Genomic DNA, 15289 nt, shown 5'->3' with positions numbered 1-15289 from the left:
CGGTTTCAGCGGCGCGCGGCGAGCAGCGCTTCGAGTTTTTCCTGGTCGCGGGCGAACAGGCGGATACCTTCGGCGAGCTTTTCCGTGGCCATGGCGTCTTCATTGAATGCCCAGCGGAACTGGCTCTCATTCAGCGACTGGCGAGCTTCGCCGCTGGCATCGGCACTGAGCAGGCGCGGCAGCTCGCCCTGATCGTCGGCCAGTTGCTGGAGCAGGTCGGGGCTGATGGTCAGGCGATCACAGCCAGCCAGCTGTTCGATCTGGCCCAGGTTACGGAAGCTCGCACCCATCACCACGGTTTGGTAACCATTGGCCTTGTAGTACTGGTAGATGCGCGAGACGGAGCGCACACCAGGGTCTTCGGCGCCGACATAGTCGCGGCCTTCGGCTTTTTTGTACCAGTCATAGATCCGGCCGACAAAGGGGGAGATCAGGAACACGCCGGCATCGGCGCACACGGCGGCCTGGGCGAAGGAGAAGAGCAGGGTCAGGTTGGTCTGTATACCTGCCTTTTCCAGTTGTTCGGCGGCACGGATGCCTTCCCAGGTGGCGGCGATCTTGATCAGCACGCGCTCGCGGCCAATGCCGGCCTTGTCGTACAGGCCGATCAGGCGTTCGGCGCGCTGCAGGGTGGCTTGGGTGTCGAAAGACAGGCGAGCATCCACTTCGGTGGAGATACGCCCGGGAATAACCTTGAGAATCTCCTGGCCCACGGCAACGCCAAAGCGGTCACAGGCCAGGCCCAGGTCGCCCTGGCAATCGGCGACGGCCTCATCGAGCAGGGTGGCGTAACGGGGCAGCGCAGCGGCCTTGAGCAGCAGGGAAGGGTTGGTTGTGGCATCCACCGGTTTGATTCGGCTGATGGCATCGAGATCGCCGGTATCGGCGACCACGGTGGTGTATTGCTTGAGTTGTTCCAGCTTGGAGGTCATGAGCGCGCTCGGTGGATACACATGCAGTGACCTTACCCGAGCGGCGAGGGCGGCTCAACCGGCCTGCACCTGCGTTTCAGTGACCGACGAGCAGCTCGCCAGCCTGATCCAGCAGCGCCAGTGGGTCTTGCGTCTTGTGTACATCCACTGACAGCAACTGGCGAAAGCGCCGCGCTCCAGGGAAGCCCTGGGCCAGGCCCAGCACATGGCGGGTGATGTGGTGCATCAGCCCGCCGCTGGCAATGTGCTGCTTGATATACGGACGCATACGTGCCAAGGCCTCGGCACGGCTGATGACGGGGTGATCGAGACCGAACAACTGCTGATCGACCTGCGCCAGCAGATAGGGGTTGTGATAGGCCTCGCGCCCCAGCATGACGCCGTCGAACACCTGCAGATGCTGTTGGCACTCATCCAGCGTCTTGATGCCGCCATTGAGGATCAGCTCCAGGTCGGGAAAGTCCTGCTTGAGCTGCGCGGCGACCTCATAGCGCAATGGCGGGACTTCGCGGTTCTCCTTGGGAGAGAGACCTTCCAGAATGGCGATGCGTGCGTGCACGGTGAAACTGCGGCAACCGGCATCACGCACCGTCCCGACGAAATCGCACAGCTCGGCGTAACTGTCGCGATCATTGATACCGATACGGTGCTTGACCGTGACCGGGACCGACACGGCATCCTGCATTGCCTTGACGCAGTCGGCGACCAGCGCGGGATGGCCCATCAGGCAGGCGCCAATCATGTTGTTCTGCACCCGGTCACTGGGGCAGCCGACGTTCAGGTTGACCTCGTCGTAGCCATGCTCCTCTGCCAACCGCGCACAGGCGGCCAGTTGTGCCGGGTCGCTCCCGCCCAATTGCAGGGCTAGAGGGTGCTCAGAGGCGTTGTAGTGTAGAAAGCGCTCGGTATCGCCATGCAACAGCGCTCCGGTGGTCACCATCTCGGTATACAGCAGTGCCTGGCTGGACAGCTGCCGCAGGAAGTACCGGCAATGATGATCGGTCCAGTCCATCATCGGGGCGACGGAGAAGCGGCGGGAAAACGTAGAGGCGTTAGACATGGCACAGACTTGCAGAAGGCAGGTCGCGGATTTTATCAGTCCTGACAGTCTACGTCCGCCTTTGGACGGGACTGAGTCTGCGGTTTTGGCAGATGCCCCTGTAGATCACCTGGAGGGTGGATGGACGTATTGGGTTGCGCTCCAGGTCTGTGAGCCTTCAGTCATGATGGGTTCATCTGGAAGCCTGTAGTTGCCCATCGATTCCAGAGTTGCCAGGTCAAGGCTGGGGTTACCTGAGCTCTCTAGCAATATGACCTTGGGCGCATCGGAGCCCTGAGAGAATTGCAGTTTTAGCTTGATTGGATTGTTCGATGGGTCGGGCTTGAAGGACTGTGACAGTTCTTTCTGCACATCCAGCGTTTTGGCGGTAATTGTTTTAGTGATGCCGTTGGCCCATGCCTCGTTGTAGCGTTTCTGCTGTTCAGCATTCAATGCGAGACCTTCAGCGTGCAGTCGTTGGACGCTTTTCCAGGCGGTATCTTGGTAGAGCTTGATTGAAGAGGCATAAAGTGCCATTGCACGATGGCGATCCTGTGGACCACCTTTTCCTTCTTCCAGGAGTCTGGCGAGCTGAATCGACGCCAGGGTATTTCCAGGCTGCACTACGGCTCTTTCGTAAAGTCGTCTAGCTTTCACGTAGTCGACGGGCTCGCCAATTCCTTGTTCAGCCAGACGGCCAAGCTCGGAGTAGAGGGATTCGTTCACGTCTGCAATGGATTGGTAAATGGCCCTGGCCTGGGCAATATCCACTGGCATGCCCAGACCACGTTCATGCATGTGGGCCAGTACCGTCTTGCAGACTAGATCGCCGTTCCGGCTGCGCTTACGGATATATTCGATTTGCTCAGGAGTAACGCTGGGTTGGTCTCTGAAGTGCCAGCAGCGAAGCGTGGCGAGGCGATCTTCCGGGCTCCCTGGGTTGGTGCTTTGGCAGCCTCCAACAAGTATGGCGAGCAGCAGAAAGATAGCGTGTTTTTTCATCATTTATGTCCGTGTGCTCGACTACTGCGTCGACATGACCATGCGATCACGTACAACCCTAGGCCTGCGATATTCAGGGCAACCGGGTTGCCATTTCCTTGAATAATACCGGGCTGACCACAGCGACATCTATCAGAAGACCCAGGAGCACAACTGCCGCAACTACAATTGGCGAGATGCTACGTAGAGTGAGTAAAAGCCATAATATTATTGGCGCGCTCACCATCGCTTGGCCAGATGACCGACCTGGATAGGCAAGCATGAATGCCAGAGTAGCTCTGGCTACCAGTCGATGCGGTACAAATCCATTACTGAGCATCTTTGAGAAAGCGTCGCTCATTATCAGGAGTAGGCATTACGCATACGTCATGTCGCCCAAAAAGTCGGTATCGGTTCAGGGCAATGCGGTCGTATAGCCAATCACGAAACGGCTTGGGAAAGATCCGTAAGACACCCAGCAATCTCCAGTACCAAGCCAGCTGTGAAATAACCTCGAAGAATGCTTCGGAGCGCACCCAATAGTGCTGATTGCGGATCACGGCCATGGTGTCGAATTGGCTTGTGGGCAAGCCCGCCCAAGCCAACAGCGCCTGGCCTTCCGACGATTGCACTGTTGCCAGTCGAACGTGTAGATGCGGATCATGGCGAATCAGAAATCGCGCCCAGCCATTGCATAGCTTGCATACACCATCGAATAGCACGACGGTCTCTCCGGGGGCTAGATATGGCGCTGGGGTAGGGCGGGGTAAGGAAGGTGACATGGCGCTTCCAGAATAGGGAGTCGGCGTTCCTACGGTTCTGATTCTACGCGCTTGCTGTGCCCTATGCCCGTTAGCCCGATTTGGCAGCGCGCTTCCAGCAGACCTTATTAAATCTCCCGGCCCCCACAGATGTAGGCGCTGGCCCAATCTGAACACCGTGCCGGAACAACCTGACACCCTGAACCGAAAAGGTCTGAACGGGCTGCTGGTGAAAATGACACGGCTGGTCGAGGTGATTGAGTGGCTGTGTGGTGAAGTCATGGAACGGGGAAGGATTGGTATGTCTCGCGATGCTCAAGGGCGAGATTATGGGTAGTGGAGGGTTACGGCCCGTGCTAGGCCGTAACATTTGGCTTCGAGTTCTTATCAGTCAGTGCTCGGGTCATATATATATTTTTCATACCGCTCGAGATAAAAGTCGTTCAGATTTTTATCTGATTCATATAGCTCAGACCAAATTTCATATTCATCAATTAGGGTTTCGCCATCTTGCTTGTATGCTAGTTGTTCTTGATGAACCTCAAAGTTGTTGGACTCTGCATATTTTTGCGACTCGGCTGCGGCTTTAAAATTTGCCTCCGTAAAGTCTGCCGCTTCAAAGCATACAGTTCTTTCCTCAAAAATATTCCTGCCATTTTTTTTGGTGCCGAAAAGATAAACGCTTCTTACTGCATACCATCCCATTTTAAATTCTTCCTGTCGCCTGGCAATTAGTTTAGAGCTAGGGCTTCTTACTCTAAGAGGTCGCAAAACTCATGTTGGTATTGATGGATGTTACAAGCTCGCTCTGGGCTAGGGTAGAACATCTCGGCTAACCCTGGTGAAATCCAAGACACGCATTTTTTAAGAAAATTATCTTTCTTTGCTCTGCTATGTCTTTCTCCGGTTGCTTTTTCGTGTTGCTTCAATTTCTGTTTGAGCTCGTTTTTTGTTTTCTTGTCTATATTTGGATCTTTTAGCTGCTCTTTTATTCTGTCGACCTGCTCTTGGTCTAATTTATAATTGCCCTGTGCCGCCAGCCCATAGAAATCAAAATTAACAAGAGGATTCCCCTCTACATAACCGTAGGTGTTGATCCCACCATCCAATCCAATCGGATCACTCTCGACATACCGCCCGGTCTGCGGGTCGTAATCGCGGAAGTAGTTGTAAACTAATCTCCGGTACCACCCTTGGCCCTTTGGCTACCTACCGGCCATTCAATCCCAAGAGAAGCCTACTGCAGGCGGTCCAATGTCACCTCCGATTCCGGTTCTTCCGGCGCATGCAGATCGGCGTAGATGTTCTCTGCTAGCGCAATATCTTCATCCGTCAGGTGCTGGAACAAGCTCGTCCGCTTACGCTTGGAGACACGCCCGCTGTTCTCGTAAATCACCGCAATAAGCAGTTCAAGATCCCGGTTCGACAGATCCAGTTCGCGATTCATTTGCTCTTTGAATCTATCGCGGCGGACGAGATGGTTAACCTCATCACGCATGAGTCCATCCAGAACTCGTGCAGCGCTTTTATTGACCTCGCCCTGCAGATCAGTGAAGTCCAGGTGGGCGAACAGATGGGCATGCGCCTCATCCAGTTCAGGGTCGCTGGACAAGTCCCTCCGGTGGTACTGCGTAGCGCTAAGTAGTCGCCGTGAGAGTGCGTCGAGCGTGCCGATATAACTGTCCAGATTGACCAGAAGACCGGCAGAGATAGGCATGATGATGCCCTGCAGCTTGAGGCCTTCATTGGCCAGGATGTCCTGCATGATGAAGCGGGACAACCGGCCGTTCCCGTCCATGAAAGGATGGATGTAGATGAAGCTGTGCGCGATCGCGTTTAGCTTCACCAGCGCAGGGGCGTCACTGCGCATGACGCGCTCACGCATGACGAACCACTCCTCCATCATCCCAGGCACTGTTTCCGGCGTCGGCGGGATCAGGTGAATGAGATCCCCGCGGCCGAGCCAGTTCTGCAGGTGCCTGTATGCACCAATGGACGGATCGGGACGCCCCGTACCGAGAGCTATCCGATGAATCTCGAACAAAAACTCTTCGTCTAGTGGGCGTTGGCCCGCCTGCTCCAGCACTCGTACAAAACGCAAGATTCGATCAGGAGCTGGGCGCTCATGCTCGATTTCGTATGAGCTGCGAGTCTCGGTCGTCAGCAGGTACTGCGCCGCTCTAGCAATCTCGGTGACTGAGAAATCAACCATCTGGTCATGCATGCGCTCGACTATTTGCGCATTCAAAAGACTGTCGTCTGTCCAGCCCTGGCGGGTAATCAGAGCTGACAGCTGTGGCGTCCCCAGGAGATTCATCCGAACGCGATGCCTGCGCGACATTTCCTCTGGGCCGGTGAAATATTTCTCCGGTGGGAGCAGGTGCTCATAGGGAATGTTCTGGGCTGTGTCGGGCAGAGGCAACTGATGGCCAGCAATATTCTCGCAGATGTACCAGAGCCGGCGCAGATAGCCGCTGGCTGGCTTCTCAGCGATCGCAGCAACCAGGTCATCTCGGACAGCGGGAATCTGGAATGCGCGCTCTAGGACTCCCAGATTTACCCCTTCGTACGAAAGCGCAAACAGCATCTGGTCGATGGGGCGATTTTCTCTGGCGTATCCCTTGGTGAAGACCTCTACTTTTGCGCCGCCGATGGGCTGAGAAAGCGCAGGACGCGAGCCTATGACACACTCATGATCAAGCGGCACGCAGTGAAGATCGAGGGCGTTGATCAGCCAACTGTACCCGGCTCGCTCAATGGGTTGCCGCATAGAGAATTTCCTATAGGGATCATGATAAAACTATAATTTACACTACTTTCATGGAAAAACTTATAGCTAATACCCGGGCATGAGAATGACAGAGTTGGCCAAAGAAATGAGCCAAACGGCCGGCACTGACTCAAGGTTTACCACTCTCGTAGCGCGAGAATGCGTTGACGCCAATGCCGAAAGTCTCGGCCGTTTCACGCTGGTCAACGGCGAGCGTCTGAAGCATTCACCTGCTTGTTAAATCCCAGCATCGCTGTGCTGACGCGGGCCGACTCGCCTGCATCAAGAACCACTTCACCGCAGGCCGGGCAGAAGTCGCCGGTTACTGCCGGAATAGTGGTCGGTTCGTTCTTGTAGGTGTATGGCATATCACGGGTGTCGTGCACTAGTTCCGCCGCTGCACAAGATGGACATTTCATGTTCATAGCTCCTTGAAGGACACGATGAGCACATCATCAATGACCGTGAGTTTCAGATAGACCTCTCCGGCTTCTCCATATGGGTCGCACTAACCTGCTAGGTTATATCTGGCAACTTGGTTAATCACCTCGGGGGACGATTTTTCGAGTTACACGGGCTCGCCTAAGCGTCTTTCTTCGGCCGGATTCCTGAGCTGCCGGATGCGTCCTGCCGTACACGCCCTGCAGATCCGTGACCGTCACATGCGTGTAGATCTGGGTACTCTCGATGCACTGATGACCCAGCATCTCCTGCACATAACGAATGTCAGCACCGTGGCGCAGCATGTGCGTCGCCGTCGCGTGACGGAGCGCGTGGCAGGAGCCACTCTTGCCGATCCCGGAGCGCCGGATATAGCCACCCACAAGCGCGGTCAACTTGCTCTTCTGGATGCGCTTGCCAGTTTCGCCCAGGAAGAGAGCCTCGCCGCTGGCCATCGTCGCCAAACGGCCGCGTAGCTCGTTCAGATACTTCTCAACCCAGTCGAGTGCTCGCTGCGCAATTGGAACCCGTCGATCCTGTCCACCTTTCCCTTTGCGTACAGTGACCAGCTTGTGTTTGAAGTCCACGTCCCGGATATCCAGCACGGCCAGCTCGGCTCGGCGTATCGCCGTGGCGTAGTAAACCTCCAGGATGGCGCGGTCCCGCAATCCCATACGACCTTTCGTGAGCGTCTGGTGCAGAATCGGGTCTATCTCGTCTTCATCAGGAATCTGCTTGGGTATCTTGCGATGAACCTTGGGCAGCGGAAACTTGGAGTAATCGTCCGAAAGCACAATGCCGTAGTAGTGCAAACGCTTGAGCAGGCCTGTCACGGCCATCAATCTCATGCGCTGTGTTGAGAGCTCCAAGGGTGCACTGTCCAGACGCTTGCGGTACCGGTGCAAGTATTTGCGGTAACTCTCCAGAAGAGCCAGGTCGACTTGCGTCACCTCGCTGATGCCTTGCTGCTCACTCCAATGCCCGAACATCTGCAGCATCGCTGTCTTGGAGTTGGCCGTCGCATCACTTTGTCCGCGAGCTAGGCAATCCTCAATGTAAAAGGGCACGCACGCTAACAGGCTGGTCGGATAAGTTTCAGCAGCCATGATCACCTCCCATGCTTTCCGGTAACGCCAAGGCGTCTTTGAGGGCTCGCGAGAGAGCCTTATCAGGATCGCTAACCGTGGAGACAAAGCGGTTGCCATCCAAGCCCTGGGGGAACAAAACCAAGCGCACTTCGATGCCACTGTCCGCAAGCAGATGGGCGATCCGATGCACCTCATCCAGCTCGGGATGGGAAGTGCCGAAGGCGATGTAGATCAGCCTGACCAGGCTGCTCTGCAGGATGCTCAGGTGCTCTTCGTCGAAGCCAGCAAAACCCATGATGGCGGCCACGTTGGTATATCCATGACACCACCAGGTCAGTGCTTCGATCGGGCTTTTACAGAGAATCAACTCGGGAAATTCGAACAACGCCTTCTGGTTGAAAAAACCGCTGTGCTCCAGATGCCAGTGCACGTGATAAGCCGAGTGCGCGGTCAGCTTGGGCGTGATCCGACGCCCATAACACCCCAGGATCTTTCCGTCCTGATTGAGCATCGGAAACACCAGTGCACCACGAAACAGCTCGTGCCCAGAGTCCCTCAGCAGACCGACGCGCATCAGCGCACCTCTGACCGTCTCTTCCTCCAGAAAGCTCAGCTTGCGTAGCTGCAGCCCTAGGGATCGATCTGCCAAGCCAAGCCGAAACTGCGCCAGAAGATCAGGTTGGTAGATACCTCGGCCCTGCAGATAGGCCAAGGCCTTCGTGTCGCTGCACAAGGTCTGCGAGTAGTAGTCGAGCACCTGATTGACCACCAGGTTATCCGCCATACCGTCGTTGTAGGAGCAGCGGGCGATCGGCTGATGAATCATCACATCCTGATGCTGGATCTGATGGGGATCGTACATGGCTAGTCCTCCCCATCGTTGAGGCCGCGCTTCTTGCGCATGGAGTCGCCGTGCATCTCGATCTTGTGCGCGCGGTGAACAATGCGATCGAGGATGGCATCCGCCAGGGTCGGCTCGTTGATGTACTCGTACCACTTAGCGACCGGCAGCTGGGAGGCAATCAAGATGGCACCGGTCCCCGTCCGGTCATCGACGAACTCCAGGAGATCCTGTCGACCGATATCAGTGAGCGGTGACATCCCCCAATCATCGAGGATCAGCAGGTGGCACTTCGCGAGCTTGCTGCGCAGGCCGGACAGAGAACCGTCGGCCCGAGCAATTTCGGTTTCCTCCAACAACCGGCTAACGCGGTGGTACGCAACGGACTGTCCGCGGCGAATGGCATGCATGCCAAAAGCGCAGGCGAGCCACGTCTTGCCCACGCCGGTCGGACCAGTAATCAGCAGGTGCTGGTGGCGCCCGATCCACTGGCACTGCCCCAGTGACATCAGCTGTGGCTTGTCCAGACCGCGGCGCGCCCTAAAGTCGATGTCTTCGAGGCAGGCAGTGCGTATCTTCAGCTTCGCCTGCGTCATCAGACGTTGTTGCCGGCGATTGTCACGTTCATGGCATTCGGCCTCGACCAGCAGGGCCAGGCGATCGTTGAAGGGCAGGCTCTGAATGTTGGGGCTTTCCAGCTGCGCCGCCATAGCGTTCGCCATGCCGAGCAGCTTGAGCGCTTTCAGCTGCTCGAAAGTCTGCTGCTCATTCATGGCGGTTCTCCCCGGTGTAATAGTCGGAGCCGCGCACATTAGCGTGGGGCGGAATCAGAGCGGCGACGGGATGCAAGGGCCGGTGCAACTCATCAAGACGATGCTGCAAGATAGAACGCAGACTCTTGATCGTCGGCGATTGGATGGCCAACGCCCTCGCGCAAGCCGCTTCGACCCTGGCATTACCGTAGTGCTTGGCCAGATGCTGCAACTGCTGACAGGCCTTGCTGCCGGAGATGGAGAAATCAGCCTTACCGTGGAACTGCGCCTGCACGACCTCCGCAGTAGCCGCACCAAGACCATAGGCCCATTCGAGATAGTGGTGCGCGGTCCGAGAGGCATAGGCTTGGTGGGCTTCGGGCCGGTGATTCGGGTTGGTCGTCGTGCCGCCGGGCGAGTCGTCGCGAGGGTGCAGGGCCACCCGCTTGTTCAGGTGAAAGAAGGCGATGGTCAAGGGGCTGACGCGAATCTCCACGCGCTCGCTCACCAGTCGCCAGGGCACCGAGTAAGCGTGATTCTGCACATAGATGTGGTAGTCCGGCCCGACCGTCTGAGCGGCCATCCATTCGCCGTATTCATAAGGCTCCGGCGGCAAGGGTTTCAACGCGGGCTTGTCTAACTCCAGGAAACGCTCTAGGCGATTGCCGGGCAGGCGCTTAAAAGAACGCTGATTCACTTTCTCCAGCAGCTCAGCCAAAGCAACGTTGATCTCCTCTAGGCTGAAGAACTGCCGGCGGCGCAGCGGTACAGTGATCCACTGGCTGACCAATTTTACACCGAGCTCAGCTTTGGCCTTGTCCTGAGGCTTCCGCACCCGAGCGGGCACCACCACAAAACCGTAGTGCTCGGACTGTTCCTGATAAGTCTTGTTGATGACAGGATCATGGCCTGGCGTGGTCACTGCGGACTTGAGATTGTCCGGAATGACCACCTCGGGCACGCCGCCGAAGAACTGGAACATCCGGTTGTGGGCCTCGATCCAGTCGTGCAGCTTTTGGCTGGCGCTGGCCCAAGCGAAGGTGTAATTGGAACAGCCCTGCACGCCTACGAAGATTTGAGCCTTGCGCTGAAGGCCATGCTCTGCGTCAAACCACGGGATAGTCTGGCCGGCGTAGTCGACAAACACACATTCGCCAGCAAAGTGAACCTGCCGCATGGTGAGGTCGATCTTGCTCAGATACTCGCGGTAGTAATGGTTGAATTGGGAGTAAGAGTAAGCGGCAGATTTGAGTTGATCCCGGTATTCCTCCCAGAGCTCGATCCGCGTCTGATGCTTGGCCTGCATCAGCTTATGGATGACCACCCAATCAGGCATGACCTTGCCATTCTCCTGCTGCCTAACTGCGTGAAAGCAAGTTTTTAGTTCGCGATCATCCATGTTCTGGACCATCGCCCAGTCCCAATGGTTGTTCTGTGCTACGGACGCAATCTTCCTGACGGTATTGATAGCGATGCCTACCTGCTTGGCAATTTGCCGCAGGCTCATTGTCGAGCAGCCGTTGAGATGCAATACCTTCCGATAGGTTTGAGCTTGCATGTCTGTACCCTCCAAGAGCCGGCTTCAGTCATCCGAAGGACGAGAAAAGCCGGCGTCGTTAGACGCAATCGAAATAGGGATACAGAGAGGCCCCGAAGCCCGCGTCTGCACATGGGCTTTCGTCTTGACAGGTTGGGCTTCGGGGATAAGACTGAAGGCAGTCGGGGTTTCACATCGACTGCCACAAAAGGCCTCTGGGATTGCCCCCCGGAGGCTTTTTCTTATCTGCGCCTCACTGCGTTGGTTACACGCGTGGTCGCTAGGTCATTGGGGATCACCTCCTGGTTCGCGATTGGGTAAAACGCTGAACTTGGCGCTGAAGCGCTGCTCGGCCAGATAGCGGGCGACGTCCTTCACCAAAGCGTGCTTGCCACGACGGTGCTCCAGGTTGAATAGAGGGACAGCGACGGTGTTTCGTACTCGTGACTGCCGGAAAGCCTCCTTCGACGTATAGCCCAAGGCACGCAGTAGCTCATCTCCGCCCATGACGGGCCCGTAACGGCCCAGCAAATCGCTCTCAAGGCATTTGGCGAGCTCATCAATCAGCAGGCTTTTTTCGGCTTCATCCATCGTGGCGCATCCAAGTCGTGCGTATTAAAACGTGACCTCATGAAGTTTATGCCTCGCCGTAAATAGCTGCACTCCGTCGCCTTTTTCGGGAAAATCGCAGAGAAATGAAAAACTGTGACTAAATTTTATTGGTGCCTCCTTAGGACTTAAGGCTTTTTTACTCGGCAGGCTTGGTTACATGCGCGCGTGTAACCAGTTTTACACAGGGCGCGGCCTATAGAATATTTTTGACTATGCTCAAGTCGGTAATAGCCATTCGCAGCAAGTACTATGTGAACGTACTGCTCCGAAGGCTGAAGATTGATAAGGTTTCGCAAATTGCCCCTGCGCTTGCGGAAATGGCAGGTCATGGGAATACAACTGATTACTCTAAATTTCGTGCTGATTTCTATCGATATAAGGCCGGTGAAAATATAAAGAATGAGAGCCTTGCAACGGAGATTGATAGACTGCTTCCAGGAACTGCTAGAATTGTTAATCACCCATTATGGTCGTTTCTGTCGATTTGCGGAGCCAAAGAGATTGAACTCATAGAACTTGCTCAGAAGCTTGAGCCAAGCCTTAATCAGTATCTTCTTAAATATGACGAAGGTACGTGCGCTATATCCTTCAGAAGCCTTTCCAAAAATCATGGTTGTTTCAAAGCTGGATCAAAATTTCTGCGAACAATTGATCGGCGCGGCCTGGATGACCTTGCCGCCTTACTGATTGGTATAAAATCTCATGAGTTGCGTTGTGAATACTACGTGTCTTTTCGTTTAAGAGAGCTTGTATTGCATTTTTTCATGGAGATTAGCTTGATGCCTGAATTTAATGGTGTAGTCGAGGGCTTATATAAAGAAACGCATGGAGTACTTGCGGATCTCTCATATGAAGGAAAGTACGGTGGGGAGGGTTGCTTTATGTCTGCTAAAAGAATGGCTAGAGAGGACCCGGTGTTTATGCTCGACGTTATTAAAAAAATTTCGTCCAGTCGCGCAAGTCATGTAGGGAAATATAGCGAGATACTGCGGCGTGATCGGGCTTTCGGCTGCACATCTGGCGACTGAAACCAGCTAATCATGTGACCATGAAGACCCTCCCCGAGACGATCCTTGAGTACGGCAAGCACCTACCAGAAGGCAGCGTGCTAACTCCTAAAGAGTTCCTCCATCTGGCTGGCCGCGCAGCTGTGGATCGAGCGTTCTCTCGCCTGGTCAAGGCCGGACAACTGATGCGCATCACGCGAGGCATTTATGTGGTTCCTATTGCGAGCCGCTTCGGGCAGCGTGCCCCGTCGACAGATAAGGTCGTGGCCTCGCTGGCGTCAAAGCATCATGAAGTAATCGCCCGCAACGGTGCACATACAGCCAATGCTCTGGGATTGACCCTGCAGATGCCAACCAGAGAGGTGTTTCTCACCACCGGTTCGTCCCGGACGCTGCAGCTAGGCAAGGCGAAGATACAAATTGAGCACGCCCCGAGGTGGTTGCTGGCTCTCGGCACAAGCGCTGCAGGCGATGCTATTCGTGCACTTGCTTGGCTAGGTCAGGAGCATGTGCGCGAGGCGACAGCGAAACTGCATCGGCAACTACCGCACAATGAATGGCAGATGCTGCATTCAGTCCGAGCTCAGCTTCCATCTTGGATGGCTGAGGCGATTGGCAGCGAGGCGGCTGATTGATCTCCTGCCACTAGCAATGCCGAAGCATGCATTCGTAGACGTCGACGCACGCCGGAGAAGCAGTCTCTGCTCAGATCAGCCGCTCATACGCCGGGAGACGCATGACGCTCTGCGCAAAAGGCAACGGGACCGCTCTAGAATGGGCTTTATATGTCTTTATAGTTAATTATAGAGCGATTATAGAATTCCATTCTGGGTACCTGATTCACGCTGTCCGTTTTTGGTCGGTAGTGGACAGGTCATACATCTCAGATAACCTCTTTCTCTCGGAAAGGGCTCGCAGTAGAGTGGCACAAATTGTTCCCATCCAAACAAAAGGTTGATTCATGTCCAAACTTGCTGAATTCAAAGCGCTTGAAGCCCAACTCGCTGCCCAACTAAAGCAGCTTGATGAGCTGAAGAATGACGGTGGTCTGAAGCGCGAGATCGAGTTCGAGAAAAAACTCCGCGAGCTGATGGCTGACTACGGCGTCAGCCTGAAAGGCATCATTGCTCTTCTAGATCCGCAAGCCCGCGCGAACGTGACTGTTTCTGCTCCTCATAACCAGCGCCGGCAACGCCAGGTTAAGGTGTACAAGAACCCAGAAAACGGGGAGGTAGTGGAGACTAAAGGCGGCAATCACAAAGTATTGAAGGCTTGGAAAGAGCAATACGGTTCTGAGAAGGTAGAGGGATGGCTGCAATAATCCCGCGGCCTAAATGATGAAGCCAGGCATTGCCTGGCTTTTCTTTTAAACTCATTTGCATGGCTGCTTTCGGCCATAAGCGAAGCACCAGAAGTGCCAAAGAAATTCGGGGCGATTCATTATTTTAGGGTGCATGGAGCTCTAACCCTGTCATAACGCTGTCATTCTTTCCTTCCAAGTAATCCGACAATTTCGTTGCAACGTGGCGAAACGACATGCGCTTCACCTTCCCGCTTTGCAGAAAGATGCAGTGCCCAAGGTCATAGTCGCCTTCATTTGGAAATCCGGTAGTATCGGCCGGGATGTTAAGCATCCCCATAAACTCGCCAAGGACACCGACCACTACCCCAAAGCAGTCTTTGCCAGGAATAATGAGCACACAGGAGCAACCGCTTAGCTGCACTATCATTTTGAGCATTTGAAAATCACCCGGATCGGGTAGCTCTTGCTCGCTTTGGAAACGGGTGTAAAGCCGGACATCTGGCCGAATATCCGTCAGAGAATTAGCGTTTACTATCTTTCGGGGCTCTGAATGCATAACCCCTGTTCGAAACAGATCCCCATATGCATAGAAACCCGCTGCCAGAGCCACCTTTGCCACAAATTTGATGTCCGCGTTTAGATCCAGCGTCAGGCCATCGATTTTTACCTGGCCTCCGCGGCGCTCCCCTTTCCCCAAATATCTACGTTGCTTTAAGTCGTAAATCTGTAGCCCGCTTTTTGAAAAAGTTACTTGTACGGGGGAGCCGTCAATCAGCGTCGCACGGCGGGCTACTGGTTGCGGCTGAGCCCCCGAGTGGCCTTTGGCATTCGCCTTGTCCCGGTTGAAAAGCATCAAAAAATCGTTGGCAACAGCTCCATCTACTTTGGATCCCACGGCATTGTTGAACTGCCTATCTGCCTGAATGCAGAAGCCGTCGAGGCCACCGAGCGACATCGGGATGATGTGCTCTTTGCTCAGGTCAGCACTGGGGCCATCTAAATAGATGCAATAGTCGCTCATTGCATTAATTCCATGTTTGATTTCGCGTCGGGTGGTTCTCGAAAATAGTCACTCCGAGTTATCACCAATGATTACTGGAGTGTTGGCGCTGATGGAAAATTGACCCACCCTGCCGATTGAAATTTGACCCAGGGCGGATTGCTGATTTTGTTACCAGCAACTGTGGATAAGTCTACCAGCGCAGCTGCTGTTGCCCCCACTCCT

Annotated in this window: 15 protein-coding genes and 2 pseudogenes; 3 read left to right on the top strand and 14 right to left on the bottom strand. The window is 55.0% G+C overall.

Annotated elements, in window-relative coordinates; translation table 11 throughout:
* Positions 1 to 5 precede the first annotated feature (5 nt).
* The 13 genes and pseudogenes from tal to ACWPW0_RS13215 form a co-directional block, all read right to left on the bottom strand.
* Positions 6 to 932: a transaldolase gene (gene tal / locus ACWPW0_RS13275; RefSeq protein WP_454255542.1), complete on the bottom strand. Its 927-nt coding sequence runs from the start codon at positions 930 to 932 to the stop codon at positions 6 to 8.
* A gap of 76 nt (positions 933 to 1008) precedes the next feature.
* Entirely contained in the window at positions 1009 to 1992 is a 984-nt protein-coding gene (gene dusA / locus ACWPW0_RS13270; RefSeq protein WP_454255541.1) for a tRNA dihydrouridine(20/20a) synthase DusA, read from the bottom strand.
* Between the two features lie 105 nt (positions 1993 to 2097).
* On the bottom strand, positions 2098 to 2973 hold the full coding sequence (locus tag ACWPW0_RS13265; protein WP_454255540.1) for a tetratricopeptide repeat protein: 876 nt from the start codon (positions 2971 to 2973) through the stop codon (positions 2098 to 2100).
* Positions 2974 to 3281: 308 nt separating this feature from the next.
* On the bottom strand, positions 3282 to 3734 hold the full coding sequence (locus ACWPW0_RS13260; protein ID WP_454255539.1) for a thiol-disulfide oxidoreductase DCC family protein: 453 nt from the start codon (positions 3732 to 3734) through the stop codon (positions 3282 to 3284).
* Between the two features lie 366 nt (positions 3735 to 4100).
* Positions 4101 to 4418: a hypothetical protein gene (locus ACWPW0_RS13255; protein WP_454255538.1), complete on the bottom strand. Its 318-nt coding sequence runs from the start codon at positions 4416 to 4418 to the stop codon at positions 4101 to 4103.
* A 332-nt stretch (positions 4419 to 4750) separates the two neighbouring features.
* Positions 4751 to 4891: pseudogene (locus tag ACWPW0_RS13250) on the bottom strand (RHS repeat-associated core domain-containing protein); the annotation flags it as partial.
* Between the two features lie 59 nt (positions 4892 to 4950).
* Entirely contained in the window at positions 4951 to 6483 is a 1533-nt protein-coding gene (locus ACWPW0_RS13245) for a Fic family protein (protein WP_193826307.1), read from the bottom strand.
* 130 nt (positions 6484 to 6613) lie between these two features.
* Positions 6614 to 6851 (bottom strand): annotated as a pseudogene (locus tag ACWPW0_RS13240) (type II toxin-antitoxin system MqsA family antitoxin).
* Positions 6852 to 7022: 171 nt separating this feature from the next.
* A complete protein-coding gene (locus ACWPW0_RS13235; RefSeq protein WP_193826306.1) occupies positions 7023 to 8030 on the bottom strand; it encodes a tyrosine-type recombinase/integrase in 1008 nt (335 codons plus the stop codon).
* Positions 8020 to 8874, bottom strand: coding sequence for a hypothetical protein (locus tag ACWPW0_RS13230; RefSeq protein WP_193826305.1), 855 nt, complete (start codon positions 8872 to 8874; stop codon positions 8020 to 8022). Before ACWPW0_RS13230 ends, ACWPW0_RS13235 begins: the two co-directional genes overlap by 11 nt.
* Before the next feature lie 2 nt (positions 8875 to 8876).
* Positions 8877 to 9626: an IS21-like element helper ATPase IstB gene (gene istB, locus ACWPW0_RS13225; protein WP_193826304.1), complete on the bottom strand. Its 750-nt coding sequence runs from the start codon at positions 9624 to 9626 to the stop codon at positions 8877 to 8879.
* Positions 9619 to 11163, bottom strand: a complete 1545-nt coding sequence (gene istA, locus ACWPW0_RS13220) for an IS21 family transposase (protein ID WP_193826303.1) — start codon at positions 11161 to 11163, stop codon at positions 9619 to 9621. The genes istB and istA overlap by 8 nt, the downstream gene beginning before the upstream one ends.
* A 264-nt stretch (positions 11164 to 11427) precedes the next feature.
* Complete coding sequence (locus ACWPW0_RS13215) at positions 11428 to 11733, bottom strand: hypothetical protein (protein WP_193826302.1); 306 nt, start codon at positions 11731 to 11733, stop codon at positions 11428 to 11430.
* Positions 11734 to 12005: 272 nt separating this feature from the next.
* On the opposite strand from ACWPW0_RS13215, the gene ACWPW0_RS13210 reads away from it, so the two are divergent.
* From ACWPW0_RS13210 to ACWPW0_RS13200, 3 genes are all read left to right on the top strand, one after another.
* The gene (locus ACWPW0_RS13210) at positions 12006 to 12782 is read left to right on the top strand and encodes a hypothetical protein (RefSeq protein ID WP_193826301.1); all 777 of its coding nucleotides are present in this window, start codon (positions 12006 to 12008) and stop codon (positions 12780 to 12782) included.
* Between the two features lie 20 nt (positions 12783 to 12802).
* On the top strand, positions 12803 to 13396 hold the full coding sequence (locus tag ACWPW0_RS13205) for a DUF6088 family protein (protein WP_193826300.1): 594 nt from the start codon (positions 12803 to 12805) through the stop codon (positions 13394 to 13396).
* A gap of 326 nt (positions 13397 to 13722) precedes the next feature.
* Positions 13723 to 14082 (top strand): histone-like nucleoid-structuring protein, MvaT/MvaU family, encoded by a 360-nt coding sequence (locus tag ACWPW0_RS13200; protein WP_193826299.1) that lies wholly within the window; start codon positions 13723 to 13725, stop codon positions 14080 to 14082.
* Between the two features lie 124 nt (positions 14083 to 14206).
* On the opposite strand, the gene ACWPW0_RS13195 is transcribed toward ACWPW0_RS13200, so the two are convergent.
* The gene (locus ACWPW0_RS13195) at positions 14207 to 15085 is read right to left on the bottom strand and encodes a hypothetical protein (protein WP_193826298.1); all 879 of its coding nucleotides are present in this window, start codon (positions 15083 to 15085) and stop codon (positions 14207 to 14209) included.
* Positions 15086 to 15289: the final 204 nt, after the last annotated feature.

This window comes from Pseudomonas sp. Marseille-Q8238, assembly GCF_965111915.1.
The sequence above is the reverse complement of the archived record's forward strand: the minus strand, read 5'-3'. Positions and strand labels throughout refer to the sequence as shown.

Bases quoted from the DNA above. Each gene is read 5' to 3' on its own strand.
- tal (WP_454255542.1), bottom strand. From the start codon at position 932: ATGACCTCCAAGCTGGAACAACTCAAGCAATACACCACCGTGGTCGCC.
- dusA (WP_454255541.1), bottom strand. From the start codon at position 1,992: ATGTCTAACGCCTCTACGTTTTCCCGCCGCTTCTCCGTCGCCCCGATG.
- ACWPW0_RS13265 (WP_454255540.1), bottom strand. From the start codon at position 2,973: ATGAAAAAACACGCTATCTTTCTGCTGCTCGCCATACTTGTTGGAGGC.
- ACWPW0_RS13260 (WP_454255539.1), bottom strand. From the start codon at position 3,734: ATGTCACCTTCCTTACCCCGCCCTACCCCAGCGCCATATCTAGCCCCC.
- ACWPW0_RS13255 (WP_454255538.1), bottom strand. From the start codon at position 4,418: ATGGGATGGTATGCAGTAAGAAGCGTTTATCTTTTCGGCACCAAAAAA.
- ACWPW0_RS13245 (WP_193826307.1), bottom strand. From the start codon at position 6,483: ATGCGGCAACCCATTGAGCGAGCCGGGTACAGTTGGCTGATCAACGCC.
- ACWPW0_RS13235 (WP_193826306.1), bottom strand. From the start codon at position 8,030: ATGGCTGCTGAAACTTATCCGACCAGCCTGTTAGCGTGCGTGCCCTTT.
- ACWPW0_RS13230 (WP_193826305.1), bottom strand. From the start codon at position 8,874: ATGTACGATCCCCATCAGATCCAGCATCAGGATGTGATGATTCATCAG.
- istB (WP_193826304.1), bottom strand. From the start codon at position 9,626: ATGAATGAGCAGCAGACTTTCGAGCAGCTGAAAGCGCTCAAGCTGCTC.
- istA (WP_193826303.1), bottom strand. From the start codon at position 11,163: ATGCAAGCTCAAACCTATCGGAAGGTATTGCATCTCAACGGCTGCTCG.
- ACWPW0_RS13215 (WP_193826302.1), bottom strand. From the start codon at position 11,733: ATGGATGAAGCCGAAAAAAGCCTGCTGATTGATGAGCTCGCCAAATGC.
- ACWPW0_RS13205 (WP_193826300.1), top strand. From the start codon at position 12,803: ATGAAGACCCTCCCCGAGACGATCCTTGAGTACGGCAAGCACCTACCA.
- ACWPW0_RS13200 (WP_193826299.1), top strand. From the start codon at position 13,723: ATGTCCAAACTTGCTGAATTCAAAGCGCTTGAAGCCCAACTCGCTGCC.
- ACWPW0_RS13195 (WP_193826298.1), bottom strand. From the start codon at position 15,085: ATGAGCGACTATTGCATCTATTTAGATGGCCCCAGTGCTGACCTGAGC.